Below are 18,929 nucleotides of genomic sequence, written 5' to 3'. Positions count from 1 at the left end.
ACTACTGCCGTCAAACGCCTTGGGGCCTTGCCAGCTCAGATCTGGCAAGGCCCCAAGGTTTACTCTATTCAGCGCGGCCAATATGCCTTAGCAAGCGCCACCACTGATCATCTTCCGGCGCACCAGTGACGCTGCGATATCCCCCACCGAGAGCGGAATCAAGGACAAAGTCGCCGACGCTCCCAGCCCAGCATTCAAAAGCGTCGCTCTGCCACCAGATGACTCCTCTATCCGGAAACCCCCAAACGGATCCATCCGCCCTGTTCACGAACACGGGATCGTCGTTCACCTTGCCCAGGCAGAACCAATTTTCACGCCCGAGGCGAACCGGGGCCCCTTCTGTTTCATCGGCATAGAACTGCATCTTCGCCACAGTCTTGGCATCGAAGATCACCACCCGACCAAAGATGCCACCATTCGCAATACCGAGCAACTCAAGGTACTCACTGGGCCCGTCCGCACCGACGGGCACACGCCCACCCGCTGGCACGGAGTTCATCATCGACCACTCGGGCTCTAGCTGCACGGCTTCGCGTGCCATAGACAGGAGCCGTGGGACTTCAGGTGAGATCATGGCGGACCTTCAATAGAGATGCCGATGGGCGTGCCGTCAGGGAGACCGCGAATCTGCCCCCAGATCTGCCTACCTATATCTTGATTCGTAAAGGCGTCCAGAATATGCAGGTTGCTTGCATCGTCCGGACCGCTCAGCTGCAACTCCCAGACATGATCTGGATTCATCTGCGTCAGGATGCGAGTTCTTAGGCTCGCAGCAAACTCAGGATTAGTTGCACCGAACTGGTCGAAAACGCGGGCAATCAGATTCGCTTTGTACTTATTGGTGATAGAGGAATCACGGGCAACCGGGTTTGGCGCCTTTACGAGCACCCCCTGGTCGCTGAGATCCTGCAAAGCAGAAGCCTTCAAGTTGAACTGACTCTTGGGCATTCCAGGCTGCCACCGCACGGTGACATTTACGGGACAGCCGTCATTGGTGTTGTGCACCAAGATCGGCGTGCCGCCCGCCACAACATAGTACGTGTGGAGTTGCTGGACGGTGAGGTTCCAGCGGTTTGCCGTGCCGGGTGTGGGCTGGGTGGTGACGACGTGGGCGTGGCCGTTGGTTGCGGTGTTGAGGGCGTCGCCGTGGTGGAGTAGGCCGGCGGGGACCCAGGTGTGGGTGGTGTCGTCCCAGAACGGGTGGTTGGCGGTGGTGTGGAGGGTGGCGGACTGGCCGTTCTTGGTGCGGATGGTGAGGTCGAGCAGGTCGTGGTCGTGGTTGATCCACACGTGCTGGACGGTGCGGGTGCCGTGGTGCTTGCCGGTGGTGGGGTCTGCTGCTTGAACCTTGTCGCCGGGTTTGACGGCCTTGATGGGCTTGGTTTTACCGTGGGCCAGGAGTACAGGAGTGGCGGGAGCGAAGCTGCAGCCCTCGGGTCTGATCGCGGTTCTGGCTTCTGCGGTTTCGGCCTCGACCGCTTCACCCTCACCGCGCGTGAGGGCGAGCGAGGCCGCGTCGAACAGCAGCTTTCCGGTTCCTTCGGCGCTTCGGCCGTGGGCGAAGTCGCCGTAGATCTCAGATCCGCGTCCGGCCACCGCATTCGAGAACGCGAAGCTGGGGTCGATTTGGGAGATCAGCTGTGTGCAGTTGTCGCCGCTGGTGAAACACTGCTTGTCGGCTTGAATCTGGAGGTAAGGGGCCTCCACCATCCCGACGATGGACTTCTTGGTCTGGTCGACCACGGTATGCACGACGGTATCGACGAAGCTCTTCCAACCATGATGGCCGCTGCTGCTGTCCGTGTTTGAGCCGTCGAGAATGTGGGCCGACTCTGTGCCGTCACCGCCGCCCTCGGTCCAGTGCAGTGTGAGCCCGGTCGGGTCACTGCCGGTGACCGGGTTGTCGGCGGCGTAGGTGTAACCGCCCATCTGCTGGGGGCTGGTGGCTTCGAAGATGGGGTCGGCGCTGATGAAGCTGCCGAGTGTGGGGTCGTACTTGCGGGCGCCGACGTCGGTGTAGCCGGTGTTCTTGTCCTGCGGTTTGCCGAGGTAGGAGTGGGTGGGGTCGGGCCAGGTGACGGTGTTGGCGCTGCCGCGTGGCTGTCCGTAGGGGGTGTACTGCTGGCGGGAGACCTGCTGGGTGCTGGCGTCCATGGCCAGGGTCGACGTGCCGTGGGCGTCGTTGAAGAGGTATTTGACGCCACCGCCGGGGAGGCTGGAGCTCATGGCGACGGGGGCGCCTGTGCCGCCGTGGCTGTACATGCGGACGGCGCCGAGCAGGACGTTGGGGGTGACGCTGGTGTTGACGACGATCTCGGTGTCGCCGGCGAAGAGCGTGGTCTGGCCGGGATCACGGCGGATGAGCTGGTTGCCGTCGGCGTCGTAAAGATACTTGGTGGTCGTGGGGCTGGCGCCGCTGGTGTCCACCTGGGCCAGGTGGCCCTCGTCGTCCCAGGTCAGGGTCTGGCCGGGGCCGGTGGTGGGAGTGCGGGTGTGCAGGTTGCCGTCTTCGTCGTAGCCGAACGTCGTGGGGTTGGTGCCGCCGGTGGTGGCGGTCAGGGTGTGGGGCTGGGCTCCGGTGGAGTTGCAGTTGGCGGTGCAGCCGTCGTGGTAGGTGGTGGTGACGGTGCTGCCGGTGTTGCCGATGGCGTGGTCGATGCTCTGGTGGCGGTTGCCGATGGCGTCGTAGTTGAACGTCTGCCAGTAGGAGCCGGGGGTCGTGGTGAGGGTGCTGCTGGTGGGCGGGTTGACGTTGCAGTTGTTGGCTGTCCAGGCGTCGGTGAGCCGGTCCAGGGTGTCGTAGCCGTAGCACTGCTGGTCGGTGACGGTGTTTCCGGTCTCGGACTGCTGGTCGATGGTCGAGGTGGGGTTGCCGGAGGCGTCGTATGAGTACTTGGTGTCATCGACCGTCGGGCCGGGCGCCTGGGTCCGGCTGACCACTCGTTCCTTCAGTCGGAGGGTCTGGTCGTCGTAGTCGTAGGTGGCCGTGGCCGGGTTGGTCGAGGCCCCCATGGTGACCCGTGACGGCTGACCGTAGTCGGTGTAGACGGTCCCGGTAATGAGGAAGGTGCTGCTTCCGGAACCGGTCGGGTTGCCCAATGCGTCGCGGTCGTAGGTGATCACCTCGCTGCTGAGGCCCTGGGTGCGCGGATCGCTCTGCGTGGCGAGCAGTTGATCGCGGATCGTGTAGGTGTAGGTCGTGGTGTAGGTCGCGGGCAGCGGGGCTTCAGATGCCGGCAGGGTGATCTTGGTACCGGTCGGCTTGCCGAGGCTGCTGTAGCCGGTGGTGGCGACCGTGTAGCCGCCGGTGGTGCCCTGGACGTAGCGGGTGGAGGAGGTCGGCAGGCCGATGCGCAGGGTGTCGTAGGTCCAGGACGCGAACTGGAAGTTGGACTTGGCTTTGTCGGTGGCGGTGAGCTTGCGGCCAAGGAGGTCGTAGGTGTAGTCGAGTTCGACCTTCTTGGCGTCGGTGGTGGAGATCAGGTTGCCGGCGTCGTCGTACCCGTAGCTGCTCCCGCCCGTGTCCGGGTCGGTCTGGGACTTCTTGCGTCCCAGCAGGTCGTAGTCGAACGTCCAGACCGTCTTGTCGGGGCCGGTGACCTGGTGCTGCTGACCGGCGGCCGTGTACTGGTAGGTGGTGGCGGAGGGGGTGCCACCCGAGGTGGTGAATCCGGCGGCCGCGGACCCGGACAGCGTGGGCGGGGCGGTGTACTGGTCCAGTTCGGTGGTCTGGCCGCGCGCATCGACCACCGTGGTGGAGGCGACCGCGCCCTTGGGCGGCAGGACGGTGGTCTTGTCCCCGGTGTAGGCGGTGGCCGTACTCCAGGTCTTGCTCCCGTCGTGCTCCTCGGTGACCAGGCCGGCGCGGCCCTGTCCGTCGTAATCGGTGACGGTGGCGTCAGGGATGGTCACCTGGGAGACGGAGATCAGACTGCTGCGCGGACTGCCCGAGACGCTGTAGTTGTTGTTGGTGACGACCGTCCAGCCGTGGGAGTCGTACTGGGTGTCCGTGACCGCCGTGCTGGAGTTCTCACCGGTCTTCTGGACCTGCAGGGGCCGCAGCATCGCGTCGTACAGCGTCTCGCTGGTCTGGTAACTGCCGTTGTCGAGGAGGGCGTTGGAGGCGACGACCGACGGGGCCGACTGGGAGATGCTGTAGGTGTAGGTGGTGTTCGCCGGTGCGCTGTTGGCTTTGATCTCGTTGGGCAGCCACACCCCGGTCAGGCGGCCGAGGGCGTCGTAGGTGAGAGAGGTGAGCTTGCCGGCCACGTCGGTCTTGGCGGTGGGCAGAGCCCGGGCCGGGTCCAGGGTGGTGCTGGCGACCTGGCAGTCCAAGGAGGATGTGGTGACCGTGGAGCAGTCCACGCCGGGGGTGACCTGGGTGATGGTCGTGCTGCTGGTGGGCAGCGCACCGGTGGCGGGGGTGTAGGAGGTGAAGACGCTCTGGGCGAGGCTCTTGCCGTCCGGTGAGGTGGAGTTGGGGGTTCGGGTGACCTTCGTTGTGCGGCCGTAGGAGTCGTAGGTGGTGGCGGTCTTGTCGACGAAGGCGGTCGCGGTGGCGCCGCTCGCGTCGGAGGCTCCCTGGACGAGGGTGGCGTCACCTGTCGTGGGTAGGGCGGGATTCGTCTGCCCGTCGCCGTCGTAGGCGAAGGCGTTGCTGTCGTAGGAGGTGCGGGTGTCGGAGATCAGGGTGCCGCTGGGGGTGGCTCCCGCGGTTGAGCAGTCCTGGGTCGTGGTGAGGGTCTCGGCGGCCATCACGAGGGTGTCGAGGCGGCCGGTGAGGTAGCGGTTGTAGGTGCACTTTGCGACGTTGCCGCTTGCTGTGGTCTCGCCGCGGTCGTCGATCTGCACGGCCATGCCCGTGGTCGACTTGCCCAGGGCCGTGTTGTAGAAGGTGTCGGTCTCGGTCCTGCGCCAGCCGTACGACACTGCTTGCCGGGTCAGGGTCTTGGCAGGGCGGGCCATCTGCGCCGTCAGGTCCGGCAGACCGCTGCGGCTGCGGCTGGCCGTGGGGCCGATGATGGTGGGCACGGTGACCTCGGCCTTGTCCAGGCTGCCTGTGGCACTGGTGTAGGTGTCGGTCTCGAAGGTCTGCCCCGCCAGGGCGTTGTCGTCGGCGACCGAGGTGGCACCGTCCTGGCTGGTCAGCGGTGGAACCGAGCGGGTCTTGCCGCCGGGCAGGGTGTCGCCATTCATGCCCAGGAAGTAGTACGTCTTTGTCAGCGTCTTCTGGTCGTGGACCGCGATTTTGTCGGTGTTGTGGAAGACGGTGGGGTCGCCGGTGGTGACGTCCACTTCGGGGTAGCCGCGGAACTGGCCCCAGGTGCGGTTCTTGGTCTTGACGGTCTCATTGTCGTCGTAGTGCCAGCCGGGGTTGCCCTTGTAGGCGTAGTCCGTTTCCAGCTTGGGCTGGGTGCCGTCCTGGTAGGAGTTGTGCGGATCGATCGTGACGGCCGAGGTGACCTTGTACTTGTAGAACCAGTCCATCCACGGCGCGGGCTGTCCGTCAGGGGTCCAGTACACCGGGAAACACGACAAGGTATTGGTGGAGGCGAAGGTCTTGGCGGCCGCGTCTGTCGGGTCGTTGGGGTCGCTCGCCGGTGCTTTGGAGCAGTTGGGTCGGTCGTAGGTGACCGTCGTCTGCGCGCCGGCCTCGGTGGTGACCACCTGGATCCGGTCGTGGTACATCAGCGGCATCTGCGGGATCGTCCCGACCCGGTTGGGCAGCTGCAGCGGCGGGTCGAAGCTCACCGCCGGGGTCGAGGAGCTGCTCGTGGCGCCGCCCAGGGTGTCCAGGCCGGTGCGTTTGATGGAATCCAGCCACAGGGTGGGGGCGTGGTCGCCGCCGTCGGGGAAGGACTGCGTGAAGGTGTACTGGTCGACCTGCTGGGTCACCCCGCCCGTCTGGATCCGGGTGGTGATCGAGGTCAGACGCTTGCGGGACCAGAAGCTGGGGCCGTGGTTGGTGCAGTTCGTCGAGCTAGAGGCGCAGTTCAGGTCCACCGGTACGTCCGGCCAGTACGCGGCATTGGCCGTGGTGAACTGACTGTCCGCGCAGGTGTTGCCGGACGGGGTGCCCGGGATGCAGCGTTCGGCGGAGGCATCGAAGACGATCTGCTCCGGCGCGGTCGCCGAGTAGATCGTTGAGGCGGTCATGCCGTAGTCGATGCGGGACAGGGTGCCGCCACGGGTGTAGGCAACGGCGGTGTTCTTCATGTCCGCGCCGTAGTAGCCCGTTTCCGGGGAGTAGTACCAGGCGGTGGCGTTGCTGTGGGTGTCGACCGCGTAGTCGAGGTTGAAGCGGTAGCCGAGTGTGCAGGAGGTGGAGGCGAAGTCGGTGCTGTCCGGGCAGTCGGAGACGCCGCTGTGCGCGTGGTAGACCGGTTCGGTCCATACGGACTTCGTCTCGTCCTTGCCGCTGGTCCAGCCCGGCAGGCGGTTGCGGCCGAAGAAGTACTGCACTCCTCCTTCGGTGACCTTGAAGTACTCCCCGTTCTTTGTGCCGTTCGTGGCGCCGGTCAGGTCCTCGATCTTGATCGTGGAGCTGTCGTCGACGGGGTGGAACGTTTTCGTCGAGTCGTCGTAGACGACCTCGGTGGACTTGCCGTTCAGCGAGAGCGTGAGGATCTGACCCGCCCAGCACTGGTCACCGTCGTTGTCGGGAGCCCCGGACGACGAGTCGTCCTTGCAGGACTTGTACGTGCGCTCCACATAGTTCTCCGCCGAGCTCCAGCCGTCACCCAGCCACGAGGACTGGTTGTTGGTCCCCTCGGTGCGCGCGTCCTGACTGGAAGAGTTGTAGAAGAGATCAACGTTCGGGACCGTGCCGCCGATCGCCGGCGGCACGGAGATCGGGTAACTGTAGGTGAACGCGCCGGTGTTACCGGAGGTCGACCAGGAGCCGCCCGGTGACAGGCTGGTCGCCGAGTAGTCACCCGCCGAACCGGACGTGCCCGCGGCCGCCGCCATGACGACCGTCGTGCCGGAGGATGCCGTCGCCGAGCGGGCCGAGCCGACGGCATTCGATGCCACCGCCTTCGGGCCAGGAACGGTGACCTGGGCGGACAACGGTGTTCCGGGGGCGGTGCGCACCGCTCTCTGGATCTGGCACTTCGCCAGCTTCGGCGTGGTCAGGGCGCAGGCGGGCAGCTGCACGAGGTGCAGGCGCGCGGCGAAGTCACCGCCAAAGGCGTAACGGAACGAGGAGTCATCGACCCGCAGTGCGACCTTCCCGCCCCCAGGGCTGGTGCGCTGGAGAGTGAAGAGCACACCGTGCACGCCGACGGTCTGTGCGGTCTTCTGGTCCAGCACGGTCACCCGCACCCGCTGCGATCCGGTGACGGCGGCCGCCTTGGCCCCCGCTCCTGCCACGTCGCCCAACAGGACAGGCGTGCCCTTGGCCCGGACCTCGGTCGCCTTGGCGGTAAGCCGCGCAGAGACGGCGCGGACCGGCAGAGTGACCACGGAACTGCCCGGCCCGGGTAGCTTCGCATGACCGCTGGGATCGAAGTGCTTGAAACGCTTCGAGGTGGAGCCCCACCCGGGTCTGGAGTGGACCAAGGGCACCCGCTTGTTGCGCGGAGCCGCAGGTGCCGTCACGTGCCGCTGCTCCGAAGTTGCTGCCGCAGCAACACCGGCGGGCAGCAGGCCCACCAGCAGGGCGCCGACCGCCACCGCTGCCGTGTGCCGAACCCGCCGGGCCGTCCAAGCCGCGCGCCCGCGTCGCCACCCCGTAATCCGTGCCATGCTGTGCGTCCCCTCCCCGGCCCCAGACCACCCAACTTTCGTGCAAATTAGGCGACTTGAGTGCACGTCACAGCGGAGGCACACGTCGATCACATCCCCCGCACACGATCACGCTAGGGCTTGACCTCAACCCCAAAGGCAAAGCATTTCCAGAGGGAAAGCAAAGGAACTCCACAGACCAGAACTCAAGTTGGTCTGTATTCGTCAAAAGTGGACTCTGTGCGAGCACTTGTCGATCAATAGACGATGGACCGTCTTCACACCGGCCCCACAGAATGCAGAGCGGCGCGGGGCCCACGGGGGGAACCGCACGACATCTGCGAAGGACTCCGACCTCACATGTCCGCCTCTCGCACACCTCTGCCAGCCAGACACCCCTCGTTCAGACCGATTGCGGCCGCCGTCGTCGCGGCCCTGGCGGCCGGGTCACTGGCCGCCACCACACCCGTCCATGCCGCGCCGCTGGATGCGCCTAGCTCCTCGTCCAAGACCGCCTCGCAGCGCGACGACTCGCCATCCGCCGCCCGCAGCCTCAATGCAACAGAGTGGGCGTCCGCGCAGGCGAAGGCGACTGGCCAGCCGGTGACCATCGACGCGCTCACGGGCACCGGTACGCAGGTGGTGGCCAACCCGGACGGCACCTTCACCCGGACCGACTCATCCATGCCCCAGCGCACCCTGCAGCAGGGGAAATGGGTCCCTATCGACACCACCCTGGTACAGCACGCCAACGGGACCTGGGGCCCCAAAGCCGCCGTCACGGATGTGACGTTTTCCGGTGGCGGCTCGGGTGCACTGGTCACCTTGCGCAGCGGGGCCGACAGGCTGGGCTTCTCCTGGCCGACCGCCCTCCCCAGACCAGTGGTCTCCGGTGACACCGCCACCTACCCGGACGTGCTGCCACAGGTCGACCTCCAACTGACCGCGGACGCCTCCGGATACTCTTCGATCCTGGTGGTCAAGACCCCCAAGGCCGCAGCCGATCCCCGCTTGAAAAGCCTCACACTCAACACGGCCTCGTCCGGCCTCAAGCTCTCCACCACCCCCAACGGTGGTGTGCAGGCCACGGACAAGCACACGAGCGAGACCGTATTCCACAGCGACACCGCGCTGATGTGGGACAGCGCAGGGAAGAAAGCCGCGCACGCCCCCCTGGCACACACCAAGACCGTTTCGTCGGCACGAGCCGAGCACCGGGCGTCGGGCAACGTCGGTGCCCACCGCTCCCAGGTCCGAGTGCACCTGAAACCCGGTCGGCAACTGCTTTCACCGGATGAGAAGTTGCTCTCCTCCAAGAGCACCGTCTACCCCGTCTACGTGGACCCGGAGTGGAGTGGCAGGCCCTCCCAGCTGGACTGGGCCCGGATCTCCGACAACGGGTGGAACGTCTACAACTCGACGTCCACCACAGGCGCCACCAACGCCCGTGAGGGATGGGACAAGTACCCCCCCAGCAACGGTGAACGCGCCCGGACCTACTACCAGATCAACACCAGCGGCATCAAAGGCGCCGTGGTCAGCCACGCCTCCCTGTACGTGAAGCAGCTCTCCGCCGCCTCCTGCTCCGACACCCCCGCCGCCGTCTACGGCACCGACCGCCCCGAAGGATGGAGCTCCTCGTCGCTGTACTGGGGCCACGAACCCACCGTGCGCACCGATGCACTCGGCAAGACCAACCCGGTCAGCCACGAGGCCGGTACCTGCCCGGTCACCGACGGTGCCAACTCCTGGGTCAGCCCGCCCTCACTCGAATTCGACGTGACCTCCCGGGCCCAGAGCGCAGCAGCCGGCAGCTGGAGCAGCATGACGCTGATGGTCCAGTCACCCAACATGAACGACGCCTCCCAGTGGAAGCAACTCGCCTACGGCGGCGGAGCCACCATGTCGGTCACCTACAGCTACCGGCCCAAGCTCAAGAACGGCACTGGCACCCCCGCCATCAAGCCGTCCACGGTGAACCTGGGCAAGACGATGACCACTACCCACACTCCGACACTCTCCGCCCGCGCGGTCGACCCGGACCTGGCCGGGGGCAGCGAGCTGGTGCGCATCGAGTACAACATCTACAACTCCTCCGGCACCCTGATCCACCAGGGCTTCGGCCCCAGCACCGACTCCAAGAAGCGCGCCCGATACAACACCAACGGCAGCGACTGGACCACCCCGAGCCTGCCCGACGGTACCTACACCTGGAAGGCCACCGCTCAGAACGCCGCGGGCTACTGGGCCGGCACCGGATCAGGCATCTGGACCAAGATCCAGACCTTCACCGTGGACACGACCGCGCCGCCCATGCCCACCATCACTTCCAGCCAGTTCCCGGCCGGGCAGATCGGTGCCGCCTTCGGCGACAAGGGCACCTTCACACTCGGCAACAACCACACCAACAACATCACCGGATACCTGTTCGCTCTGGACGCCACACTCGGCAACACTGTCTACAGCAGCAGCAACGTCACGAAGTTGAACTCCACGACCAAGATCACGTCGGGGCAGGCGTACTACGTCACATCGGACAACGGGCCCGGTACCGGAACGTCGGTCGTCAACGGCAGTGCCTCCCCCGCCTTCGCCCCTGGCACCACAGGTCCTCACAAGCTGTACGCCAAGGCGGTGGATCAGGCCGGCTCGACGTCCGTCCAGGCGACCTACAAGTTCTACGCCGGCACAAGCACCCCGACCTACGCCTACGGCGACAAGATGATCACCGGGTGGACCGCGACCAACACCGACGGCACGACGACTGCTGTGCCCAAGGCGACCACGACCACCAAGGGCGGGCAGCTGATCAGCCAGGCCGCCGGCAGCGGCTACGAGTTCGCCGACGGCTACCAAGCCTGGCTCGCTAACAAGTCAACCACCTCGAAGGTCGTCTCCGGTGACAGCGCCACCTTCAGCTTCGACGTCCCCAAGGACGGCCCTTGGAGCTTCGGGGCCAACCTGACCAAGGCCAAGGACTACGGCATCTACCGGCTGGTCCTGGACGCGGGCAAGAGCACCCAGGCAACGCTGCTCAGCGACTACGACGCCTACAGCTCCTACACCACCACCCACTTCGTCGACCTCGACATGCCCAAGGACGCCAACGGACAACTGCTCACTCTCAAACAGGGTGTACACACTCTGACCCTCACCCTGACCGGCAACAACTCCAAGTCGGCCGGGTTCCAGGCGGGCATCGACGTGCTGCGGCTCGCCCCGGCCCTGACCTGCGCGATCAACGACACCAGCAGCTGCCTGAACAACACCGCGACCAGTACCTTCAGCACGACGACCAGCCAGGCCGACGCGGACGGATCCGGCAACAGCATCAACTCCGCCGACCTGACAAGCACCTCGGGCTGGCTGAGTGGCAAGACAGTGACCGTCGACGGCGCCACCATCACCCTGCCGAAGTTCGGCACCGGCACCTACGACAACATGCTGGCCTCCGGCCAGACCGTCACCCTGCCGGACAGCGGTACAGTGAACACCGGTGACGCCCTGGTCTTCCTCGCCTTCGCCACCGGCGGCGCCGCCACGGGCACCAACGGCACCATCACCTACGCCAAGGACAACTGCCGTCCAGGCGGCGACCCCATCCAGCCCTACCAGCTGGACACTGTGCCCGACTGGCTCAGCGGCCCCGCCTCCGCTGCCGCAGTCACGCTGGTCCACGAGAACCACCGCAACAACACCCAGACCAGCCCGGTTCCCGGCCCCAAGATCTACGCCATCAGCGTCCCGCTGCAGTGCCCGGGCTCGGTCATCAGCAGCATCTCCCTGCCGCTGTTCACCAACGGCGTCCAGCAGAACCAGCCGGCCCTGCACATCCTCGGGATGGGCATACGACCGACGGCCTTCACCGGCAGTGGAACCAGCGCCCAGCACTGGGTCGGCACCTGGTCCTCAGTCCAGGACACCGCCAAAGTTCAGCAATCCGGCGGCACTACGGCCATCGCCAACGGGCAGACGCTGCGTATCCCAGCACACGTCAGCATCGGCACCGAGACCGGCAACAAAGTGCGTATCCATTTGTCCAACGCCCTGGGCACCTCACCCGTGACCTTCGACGCAGCCTCCGTCGCCCTGCAGGACACCACCGCCGGCGGCGCCACCACGACGGCCGCGGGGCCCACGGCGCTCGCCTTCGGCGGCCTCACCTCCGTCACCATCCCCGCAGGCGCCGACGCCACCAGCGACCCCGTGACCCTGTCCGTCGCACAGCAGGGAACCGTACTGGTCAGCCTCCAGGTACACGGCTCAGTCATCGCGTTGCCCGGGCACGCCACGGCGCGGACACCCGTGTGGATCAGCAACGACGCGGCCAACCGGACGCTCGACGCCACGGCCGCGAACTACACGCAGACGACCTACACCGGCCTGCCCTACCTGACCGGAATCGACGTCACCACCCCCGCCTCGGCTCCCACCGGCTCGGTGGTTCTCTACGGGGACCAGAACATCAACGGTGACACCGCAGGCACCAGCAACAGCCCGTACCACCTCAGCGACGCCATAACCAACGCTTTGGTCAACGACACTAACGGCGACAATTCCGTCGACTACGGCGTACTCAACGCGGGCACCAACAGCACCAGTCTGAACAACAACCAGTTGCCGCAGATCGCCTACAGCGCCACCCCGAGGAACGCGCTCAATCCCCTGGACCGCAACGTCCTGGCCCAAGGCAACGTGCGCACCGTCCTCGTCTCCACCGGCGCCACCGACCTGCTCAACTGCACCGGTACCGCCGACACCTGCGCCACCAGCGTCGAGAACGGCCTGCAGTCGCTCAACAGCCAGCTCATCTCGTACTACACCGACGACGGGCAGCCCCACGACGGCCAACAACCGGTGACGGAGAACTCCAACATCACCGTCTACATCACCACCATCCCGCCATTCACCGCCGCCCACCCAGGCACAGCGACGCAGGAAGCCGCACGGGAACAGGTCAACACCGATCTACCCGGCCTCTTCTCGTACCAGGTCATCGACTTCGCCGCGGCGGTCTCCACGGACGGCACGGCAACGTCCTCCACCGTCAAAGCCGCCGACTTGTCCAACGGCAGCCCTTCCAGCACCTACTACGACGACTTGGCCGCCCGCTACCTCCGCGACACGAACAACCGTGACACAATCGACATCGCTCCGAACCTGATCGTCCCCGTCGCCACCGGCAGCGACACCCCCGACAACGAGTGGGAGCTGGCCGCCGACGGCACCGACCAGCGCGGCGACAACCCGTTCACCGCGGTCGGCGGCGCGACCTCCAACGCTGCGGGACCCGACGCGGTCAACGCCCCAGCCGCCGCCACCTCCTTCGACGGCAGCACCGGCTTCCTGGAGAGCGATCACACCGCCATCAACACCCTCGCCGACTACACCATCTCCGCGTGGGTGAAGCTCGACTCGGCAACCGGCCCCGCCACCGCCATCTGCGAGGGCACCAGCCAGCACCAGGCGTTCTACCTCGGCTACGACCGCGGCAACCAAGGCTGGATGTTCCAGACCACGACCACCAACGACGACACCTCCGACTTCCCCACCGCGGAAGGAGACGCCGGCACCGGAGCCCTGGGCACCTGGACCCACCTCCTGGTCACCTACACCGCACCCGTCGACGGCGACGACAGCACCGGCGTCATGTCCATCTACCAGAACGGCACCCTCATGGGGACCGCCACCAACCTCACCCCGCAGTACGACTCCTCCATGCCCCTGACCATCGGCGGTTGCATCAACGACCCCGCCGCGACCTCCCCGTACAACGCCTTCCCCGGCTCCGTCTCGGACGTCCAGGTCTACCCCTACGCCATGCCGGCCAGCGACGCCGACGCAAGCAGCGTGATCGTGCCCAGCGGCTGGCAGAACGGCATGCCCGAGGACGACTGGAAACTCGCCGCCAACGGCACCGACACCGCCTCCCTCAACCCCCTCACCCCGACCGGCAGCGCCTCCTTCGGCACCAACGCGCCCAGCGGGATGTCCGGCAGCGTCGCCTTCGACGGCAGCACCGGCTTCCTCAAGAGCAAGCAGAGCGCGGTCAACACTCTCGGCGACTACACCGTCTCGGCCTGGGTGAAGATCAACTCAGCCCTCGGCACCACCGCCGTCTGCCAAGGCACCACCCAGCACCAGTCCTTCTACCTCTCCTACGACAAACCCAGCGCCGCCTGGATGTTCCAGACCACCACCACCAACGACGAGAACTCCGACTTCCCCACCGCAGAAGGAGACCCCAACAGCGGTCCCACCGGCACCTGGACCCACCTCGTCGCCACCTTCCGGGCACCAGTCCCGGGAAGCTCCACCACCGGCAACATGGCCCTCTACCAGAACGGCACCCTCATCGGGACCGCCACCAACCTCAGCCCCCAGTACGACTCCGCCATGCCCCTCACCATCGGCGGCTGCATCAACAGCGCCTCCGCCACCACCCCCTATCTGGCCTTCCCCGGCTCCGTCGCCGACGTCCACGTCTACCCACGCACACTTTCGGCGACCGAAGTCAGCGCACTGCACTGACCCATCGCCGATCCAGGGCCCTCGCCGACTCTGTCCGGAGCGGCGCGGGCCCGCCCACGTCAGCGGCGGCGGCCAGCCACACCCAGTCGGCGAACGGACCGACACCGTCGAACACTCCGCCGAAGACCGGCCTGCGGAGACCACCCAGGAGATCACGCCCGCCAGCGCAACCTCCGAGCAAAGGCGCATTGCCGAAATCGAAGCGGCACACCACAGGCGCGTCCACCGGAAAGCCGCCGCAGAAGAGGCCCGCATCCAGTACGTCGGCTCAGCGCGCGCCACATCCACCATCGCGCCAGCCATGCCGCCGAGCCGGACCAAAACACAACCAGCCGACGGGGGCTTCGTCACACTGCCAGCTGTCACGGGCGAGTCACAAACCCCGTGGACACCCTCTCGGCACAGGATCTCGAACCTAGACATATGTGCCCGCACAGGACTGGATGGGCGCCCCTGGACGCCTTCTACGACATGTGCCAGGTGGTGCCCAGCGACGGGCCCAGGACCAGTACGGGGGCCTCTTCCGGCCCGTCAAAGCGGTATTGCAGGGTGTAGGACGTACTCTCACTCACCCGACTCACGCTCCCACATCTCACGGCCGCCCCCATGACGGGGGGTGTGAAGGGACGGGCCGGATCAGGTGAACGCCCTCTCGGGCGGCATTGCGTTCGAGGCATCGCACGATCTCGCGTCGGGTCTTGCCCTCCTTGATCCGGCGTTCGTAGTAGTCCTGGGTACGTGGGTCGACCCGCAGGTGGGTGACACGATGCGGTGGAGCGCGGCGTTGGCCTGCCGGTCGCCGCCGCGGTTGAGGCGACGGAACCGCCGACGTCCCGAGGAACGCTCGACAGGGCTGACACCGCACAACGCGGCGAACGACGCCCCGCTGTCCAGCCGTTCCGGGTTGTCTCCCATGGTGATCAGGAGCGTGACGACGCTGTCCGGGCCGATGCCCACCGGTACGAGCAGTTGCGGGGCGTGGCGTTCGACGAGCCGGGTCAGGCGCTGATTGAGCTCATCGATCTGTGCGGTGAGCTGCTCGATGCGCTGGGCCGGCAGGCTCAGGGTGACGCGAGTGGCCTGGGCCACGGCGTCCTCATCTCCCCCATCATCTTCGCGGGACTCGCCACCGCGAGGCTCCGCCAGAACCTCGCCCACCGTCTTACGGGCGATCACGAACCGCTCCCAAACGGCCTCGGCCTCCCGGCTCGGCGGGCCGTTCCCAGGGTCGGCGGAGGTCCTCGGCGAGGGGCCGGGCGAGACGGAGCTGGGTGTGGGCAGCGATGATCAGCCACGCCCACAGGTCGGCCGTGTGCGGATCGCGGACCTTGGGGACGGTCCAGCCCAGGGTCTGAACCCGCTCACCCCGACCGGCAGCGCCTCCTTCGGCACCGACGCGCCCAGCGGGATGTCCGGCAGCGTCACCTTCGACGGCAGGGGGCTGGAGCGCCGCTGGAATCAATGCAGTTGTCCTTGGCATAGCCGAGGTGTCCGCCACGACGCCGCGGATGGCGTCGGCGAGGTACTGCGGGGCTTCGAAGGTCTCCCCGTTCTCGATCGGCTCTCAGGCGTCAGGAAGGGAGTTCGAGGTCATAACACGACCGGTTCCATACGCAGTACGGCCGGTTTCCCCGGGGCCGGTTCAAGCTGCCGGGCGAGGCGGTGGAGTTCGTTGCCCGGCACGTACAGGTGCCCGCGTCCGAGCTGGACGCGTATGAGTGGAGCGGTCGGACGGTCGAACACCACCGTGCGCAGATCCGCGGGCACCTGGACTTCCGTTCTGCAGTGTCGCGGATGCGGACAAGCTGGCGGCCTGAGGCGAGCGGCCGCCACCACGAACGCCGCTGTCCCCCGGCAACGGCCCGCACGGGCGTCACCGGGGGACGGCGTGTCGCTGATCAGGTTGTCGCTGTCGCCCGGCAGAGGCGGGCGGTCGCCTTAACCCTCCACGAAGGCGAGGATGTCGGCGTTGAGGACCTCGGGGTGCGTCGACAGCATGCCGTGGGGGTAGCCCTCGTAGCTCTTGAGCGTGCCGTTCTTGAGCAGCTCAACGGACTTCGGGGCCGAGTCGGCGTACGGCACGACCTGGTCGTCGGTCCCGTGCATCACGAGGACGGGGACGTCGATCTTCTTCAGGTCCTCGGTGAAGTCGGTCTCCGAGAAAGCCTTGATGCATTCGTAGTGGGCGTTCGTCGCGCCCATCATGCCCTGCCACCACCACCGGTCGATGAGTCCCTGGGACACCTCGGCGCCGGGCCGGTTGAAGCCGTAGAAAGGTCCGGCCGGGACATCGATGAAGAACTGGGCCCGGTTGGCGGCGACCGCCGCACGGAAGCCGTCGAAGACCTCGATCGGGGTGCCTTCGGGGTTGCTGTCCTTCTTCACCATGACCGGGGGGACGGCCGCGACGAGTACCGCCTTGGCGACCCGGCCGGGCTTGGCCTGCGCCACGTAGCGCGCGACCTCACCACCGCCGGTGGAGTGCCCGACGTGCACCGCACCCTGCAGGTCCAGGGCGTCGGTCAGCACGTTGACGTCGGCGACGTAGGTGTCCATCTCGTGGCCGGTCGCGGGCTGGCTGGAGCGCCCGTGCCCGCGGCGGTCGTGGGCGATGACGCGGTAGCCCTTGGAGAGGAAGAACAGCAACTGGGCGTCCCAGTCGTCCGAGCTGAGCGGCCAGCCGTGGTGGAAGACGATCGGCTGGGCGTCCCGCGGGCCCCAGTCCTTGTAGAAGATGACGGTGCCGTCCGGCGTGGTGACTGTGCTCATTGCTGGTTCCTCTGCTTGTTCGGATGTTCGGTTGTGCTTCGACCCGTTGTCGGGCCTGTGCGAGTACGTTCTCGCCCGTCAGACGGCTCCCGGGTGGCCCCCGCACGAGCCGCCTGGAGCTTTACTTGGTTGCTTCGACGGCCTGCAGGATGATGTCCACGACCTCGTCGGGGTGCGAGAGCATGACCATGTGCGAGGCGTCGATCTCCACGAAGTCGATTCCGGCACGGCGGTAACCGAAGCGTTCCACATCGGGATTGATGGTGGTGTCGGAGCTGGAGACAACCGCCCACGCGGGCTTGGTCCTCCAGGCCGCGGCGGTTGCCTTCTCGGCGAACGCCAGACCCGCCAGCGGGCGCTGTGACGACGCCAGCACGGCGGCGAGATCCGGGTCCACGTCGGCGGCCACGACCTCGGGGAACTTCTCCACGTCGACGGTGACGTCGGGGTTCTTCTCGTCGTAGTCCGCCAGTGGCGACGGCGTGAGGACGAGGGCGGCGCCCAGCTTCGAGTCGGGGAAGCCGCCCTGGAGTTCGCCGAGGCTCTCGCCCTCCTCCAGCGCGTACCCCGCGAGGTACACCAGGGCCTTCACGTTCTCCTCTGTCCCGGCCACCGTGATCACGGCACCGCCGTAGGAGTGACCGACGAGGACCACCGGGCCGCCGACGCCGCGCACGAGGGACGCCACGTAGGCGGCGTCGCCCAGCAGACTGCGGTTGGGCACACCAGGAACGACGACCTTGAACCCCCGCTTCAGCAACCGGCTGGTGACGGGGGCGTACGAGGAGGCGTCCGCGAACGCTCCATGGACGAGAACGACGGTCGGTTGTGTCATGGCGGGGTCCTCGGGTGAGCTGTGGGCGGTGAGCCCCTTTCGTCAATTCGAAAATACGGAGTCATGCCGCGGCGTCTTGCCTCTGAGCGCACGACGACTGGCACGAGAGCGCTCACGCGGCATGCGCGAAAACGTCGCGTCATTGACCGTAGCCGCGATCGCCGCGGTCGGCGCGGTGGGCGTCCGTCCACCCGCGGGCCGCCGTCACCCGGCCACGGAAGGCCGCATGTGGGGCGGGGCCGAGCCGTCCGTGGTCCCGCCGGCTGCCGACCTCGTAGCCCCCTGGCCCGCAGGCGTCACGGAGGCGGGGAGGCGCCCAGGGCCGAGTGCCAGGCGCCGGAGGCGGGTGCGTAGTCGTAGTCGTACTCGTAGTCGTGCAGCAGGACGGTGCCTCCGCCGTCCAGATCGACCGTGCCGATGCGCTGGAGGGACCGCCCGCCGGCGATGACGGCGCAGCAGGTACATCACGCCCGCAGCCTGGTCGTTCGCCCGGAGAACACCGTCACCTCAATCGCGAAGCTTCTGGACGTCAGCAGGAACACGGTCCACAAGTACGTGCCCGAACCGGAGGGCGGCCGGGTCGCCCTCGCGGAGGCGACGGCCGCACCCGAACTGTCCCGGCCCGCGAAGTCGGCCCAGTAGCTCCGCCGTTTGCGGCTGATGACGCCGTTCTTACCGGCACCCCGAGACCGCCGCGAGTTCGCGAGAACTGAAAGCGCTTCGGGGGAACCCGAGGGTGCGGTGGCCTGATGCTGGGGGGGAGCCGTGGGCTCGCGGTGAAGTCGCGGGGGCCGCTCCAGAGCCGACGACGTCCAGGCGAACTTGGTCGTCGTGCCTCGCTGGTCGTCCGCGCGGTGCGCTGAGCGCACCGGGGTGGGCCGGCTACTCGGGCAAGGTCTGGATCGACAACGAGGGATATCGGGAAGGCTCTCGGAAATCCACGGCCTCCTCATGGCCTGCGCGAGCGCGACCGGGGTGCGCGCAGACCACTACAGGCCCGAAGCCGCGAACCACGACGCACCCGAAGCCGCGGACGGCCGGGGCCTGTTGGGGACCCCGGCCTCGGTGG

General features: G+C 66.9%; 7 protein-coding genes and 2 pseudogenes. 2 read left to right on the top strand and 7 right to left on the bottom strand.

Going from position 1 to position 18,929, the window contains the following annotated elements:
* Window positions 1-64: 64 nt before the first annotated feature.
* Window positions 65-574: a hypothetical protein gene (locus ACFY0P_RS47575; protein WP_363019356.1), complete on the bottom strand. Its 510-nt coding sequence runs from the start codon at window positions 572-574 to the stop codon at window positions 65-67.
* Complete coding sequence (locus ACFY0P_RS47570) at window positions 571-7,464, bottom strand: polymorphic toxin-type HINT domain-containing protein (RefSeq protein WP_388928744.1); 6,894 nt, start codon at window positions 7,462-7,464, stop codon at window positions 571-573. The genes ACFY0P_RS47575 and ACFY0P_RS47570 overlap by 4 nt, the downstream gene beginning before the upstream one ends.
* Window positions 7,465-8,328: 864 nt before the next feature.
* Between ACFY0P_RS47570 and ACFY0P_RS47565 the strand changes: the two genes are divergently transcribed.
* Entirely contained in the window at window positions 8,329-14,256 is a 5,928-nt protein-coding gene (locus ACFY0P_RS47565; RefSeq protein ID WP_388928743.1) for a LamG-like jellyroll fold domain-containing protein, read from the top strand.
* Window positions 14,257-14,726: 470 nt separating this feature from the next.
* Here ACFY0P_RS47565 and ACFY0P_RS47560 read toward each other — a convergent pair.
* The 5 genes and pseudogenes from ACFY0P_RS47560 to ACFY0P_RS47540 all read right to left on the bottom strand — a co-directional run.
* Window positions 14,727-14,864: pseudogene (locus tag ACFY0P_RS47560) on the bottom strand (3-oxoadipate enol-lactonase); the annotation flags it as partial.
* A 28-nt stretch (window positions 14,865-14,892) separates the two neighbouring features.
* Window positions 14,893-15,432 carry a transposase gene (locus ACFY0P_RS47555; RefSeq protein WP_388928742.1) on the bottom strand — a complete coding sequence of 180 codons (540 nt, stop codon included), beginning with the start codon at window positions 15,430-15,432 and terminating at the stop codon, window positions 14,893-14,895.
* Window positions 15,433-15,460: 28 nt separating this feature from the next.
* A pseudogene (locus ACFY0P_RS47550) lies at window positions 15,461-15,610 on the bottom strand (transposase); the annotation flags it as partial.
* Between the two features lie 584 nt (window positions 15,611-16,194).
* The gene (locus tag ACFY0P_RS47545; protein WP_181803710.1) at window positions 16,195-17,025 is read right to left on the bottom strand and encodes an alpha/beta fold hydrolase; all 831 of its coding nucleotides are present in this window, start codon (window positions 17,023-17,025) and stop codon (window positions 16,195-16,197) included.
* A 121-nt stretch (window positions 17,026-17,146) separates the two neighbouring features.
* Window positions 17,147-17,860: an alpha/beta hydrolase gene (locus ACFY0P_RS47540; RefSeq protein WP_388928741.1), complete on the bottom strand. Its 714-nt coding sequence runs from the start codon at window positions 17,858-17,860 to the stop codon at window positions 17,147-17,149.
* 444 nt (window positions 17,861-18,304) lie between these two features.
* Between ACFY0P_RS47540 and ACFY0P_RS47535 the strand changes: the two genes are divergently transcribed.
* The gene (locus tag ACFY0P_RS47535; RefSeq protein ID WP_388928740.1) at window positions 18,305-18,502 is read left to right on the top strand and encodes a hypothetical protein; all 198 of its coding nucleotides are present in this window, start codon (window positions 18,305-18,307) and stop codon (window positions 18,500-18,502) included.
* The last annotated feature ends 427 nt before the right edge of the window (window positions 18,503-18,929 follow it).

This window comes from Streptomyces sp. NPDC001714, from assembly GCF_042892755.1.
Lineage (GTDB): Bacteria > Actinomycetota > Actinomycetes > Streptomycetales > Streptomycetaceae > Streptomyces.
This window is presented reverse-complemented; position numbering and strand designations above follow the sequence as displayed.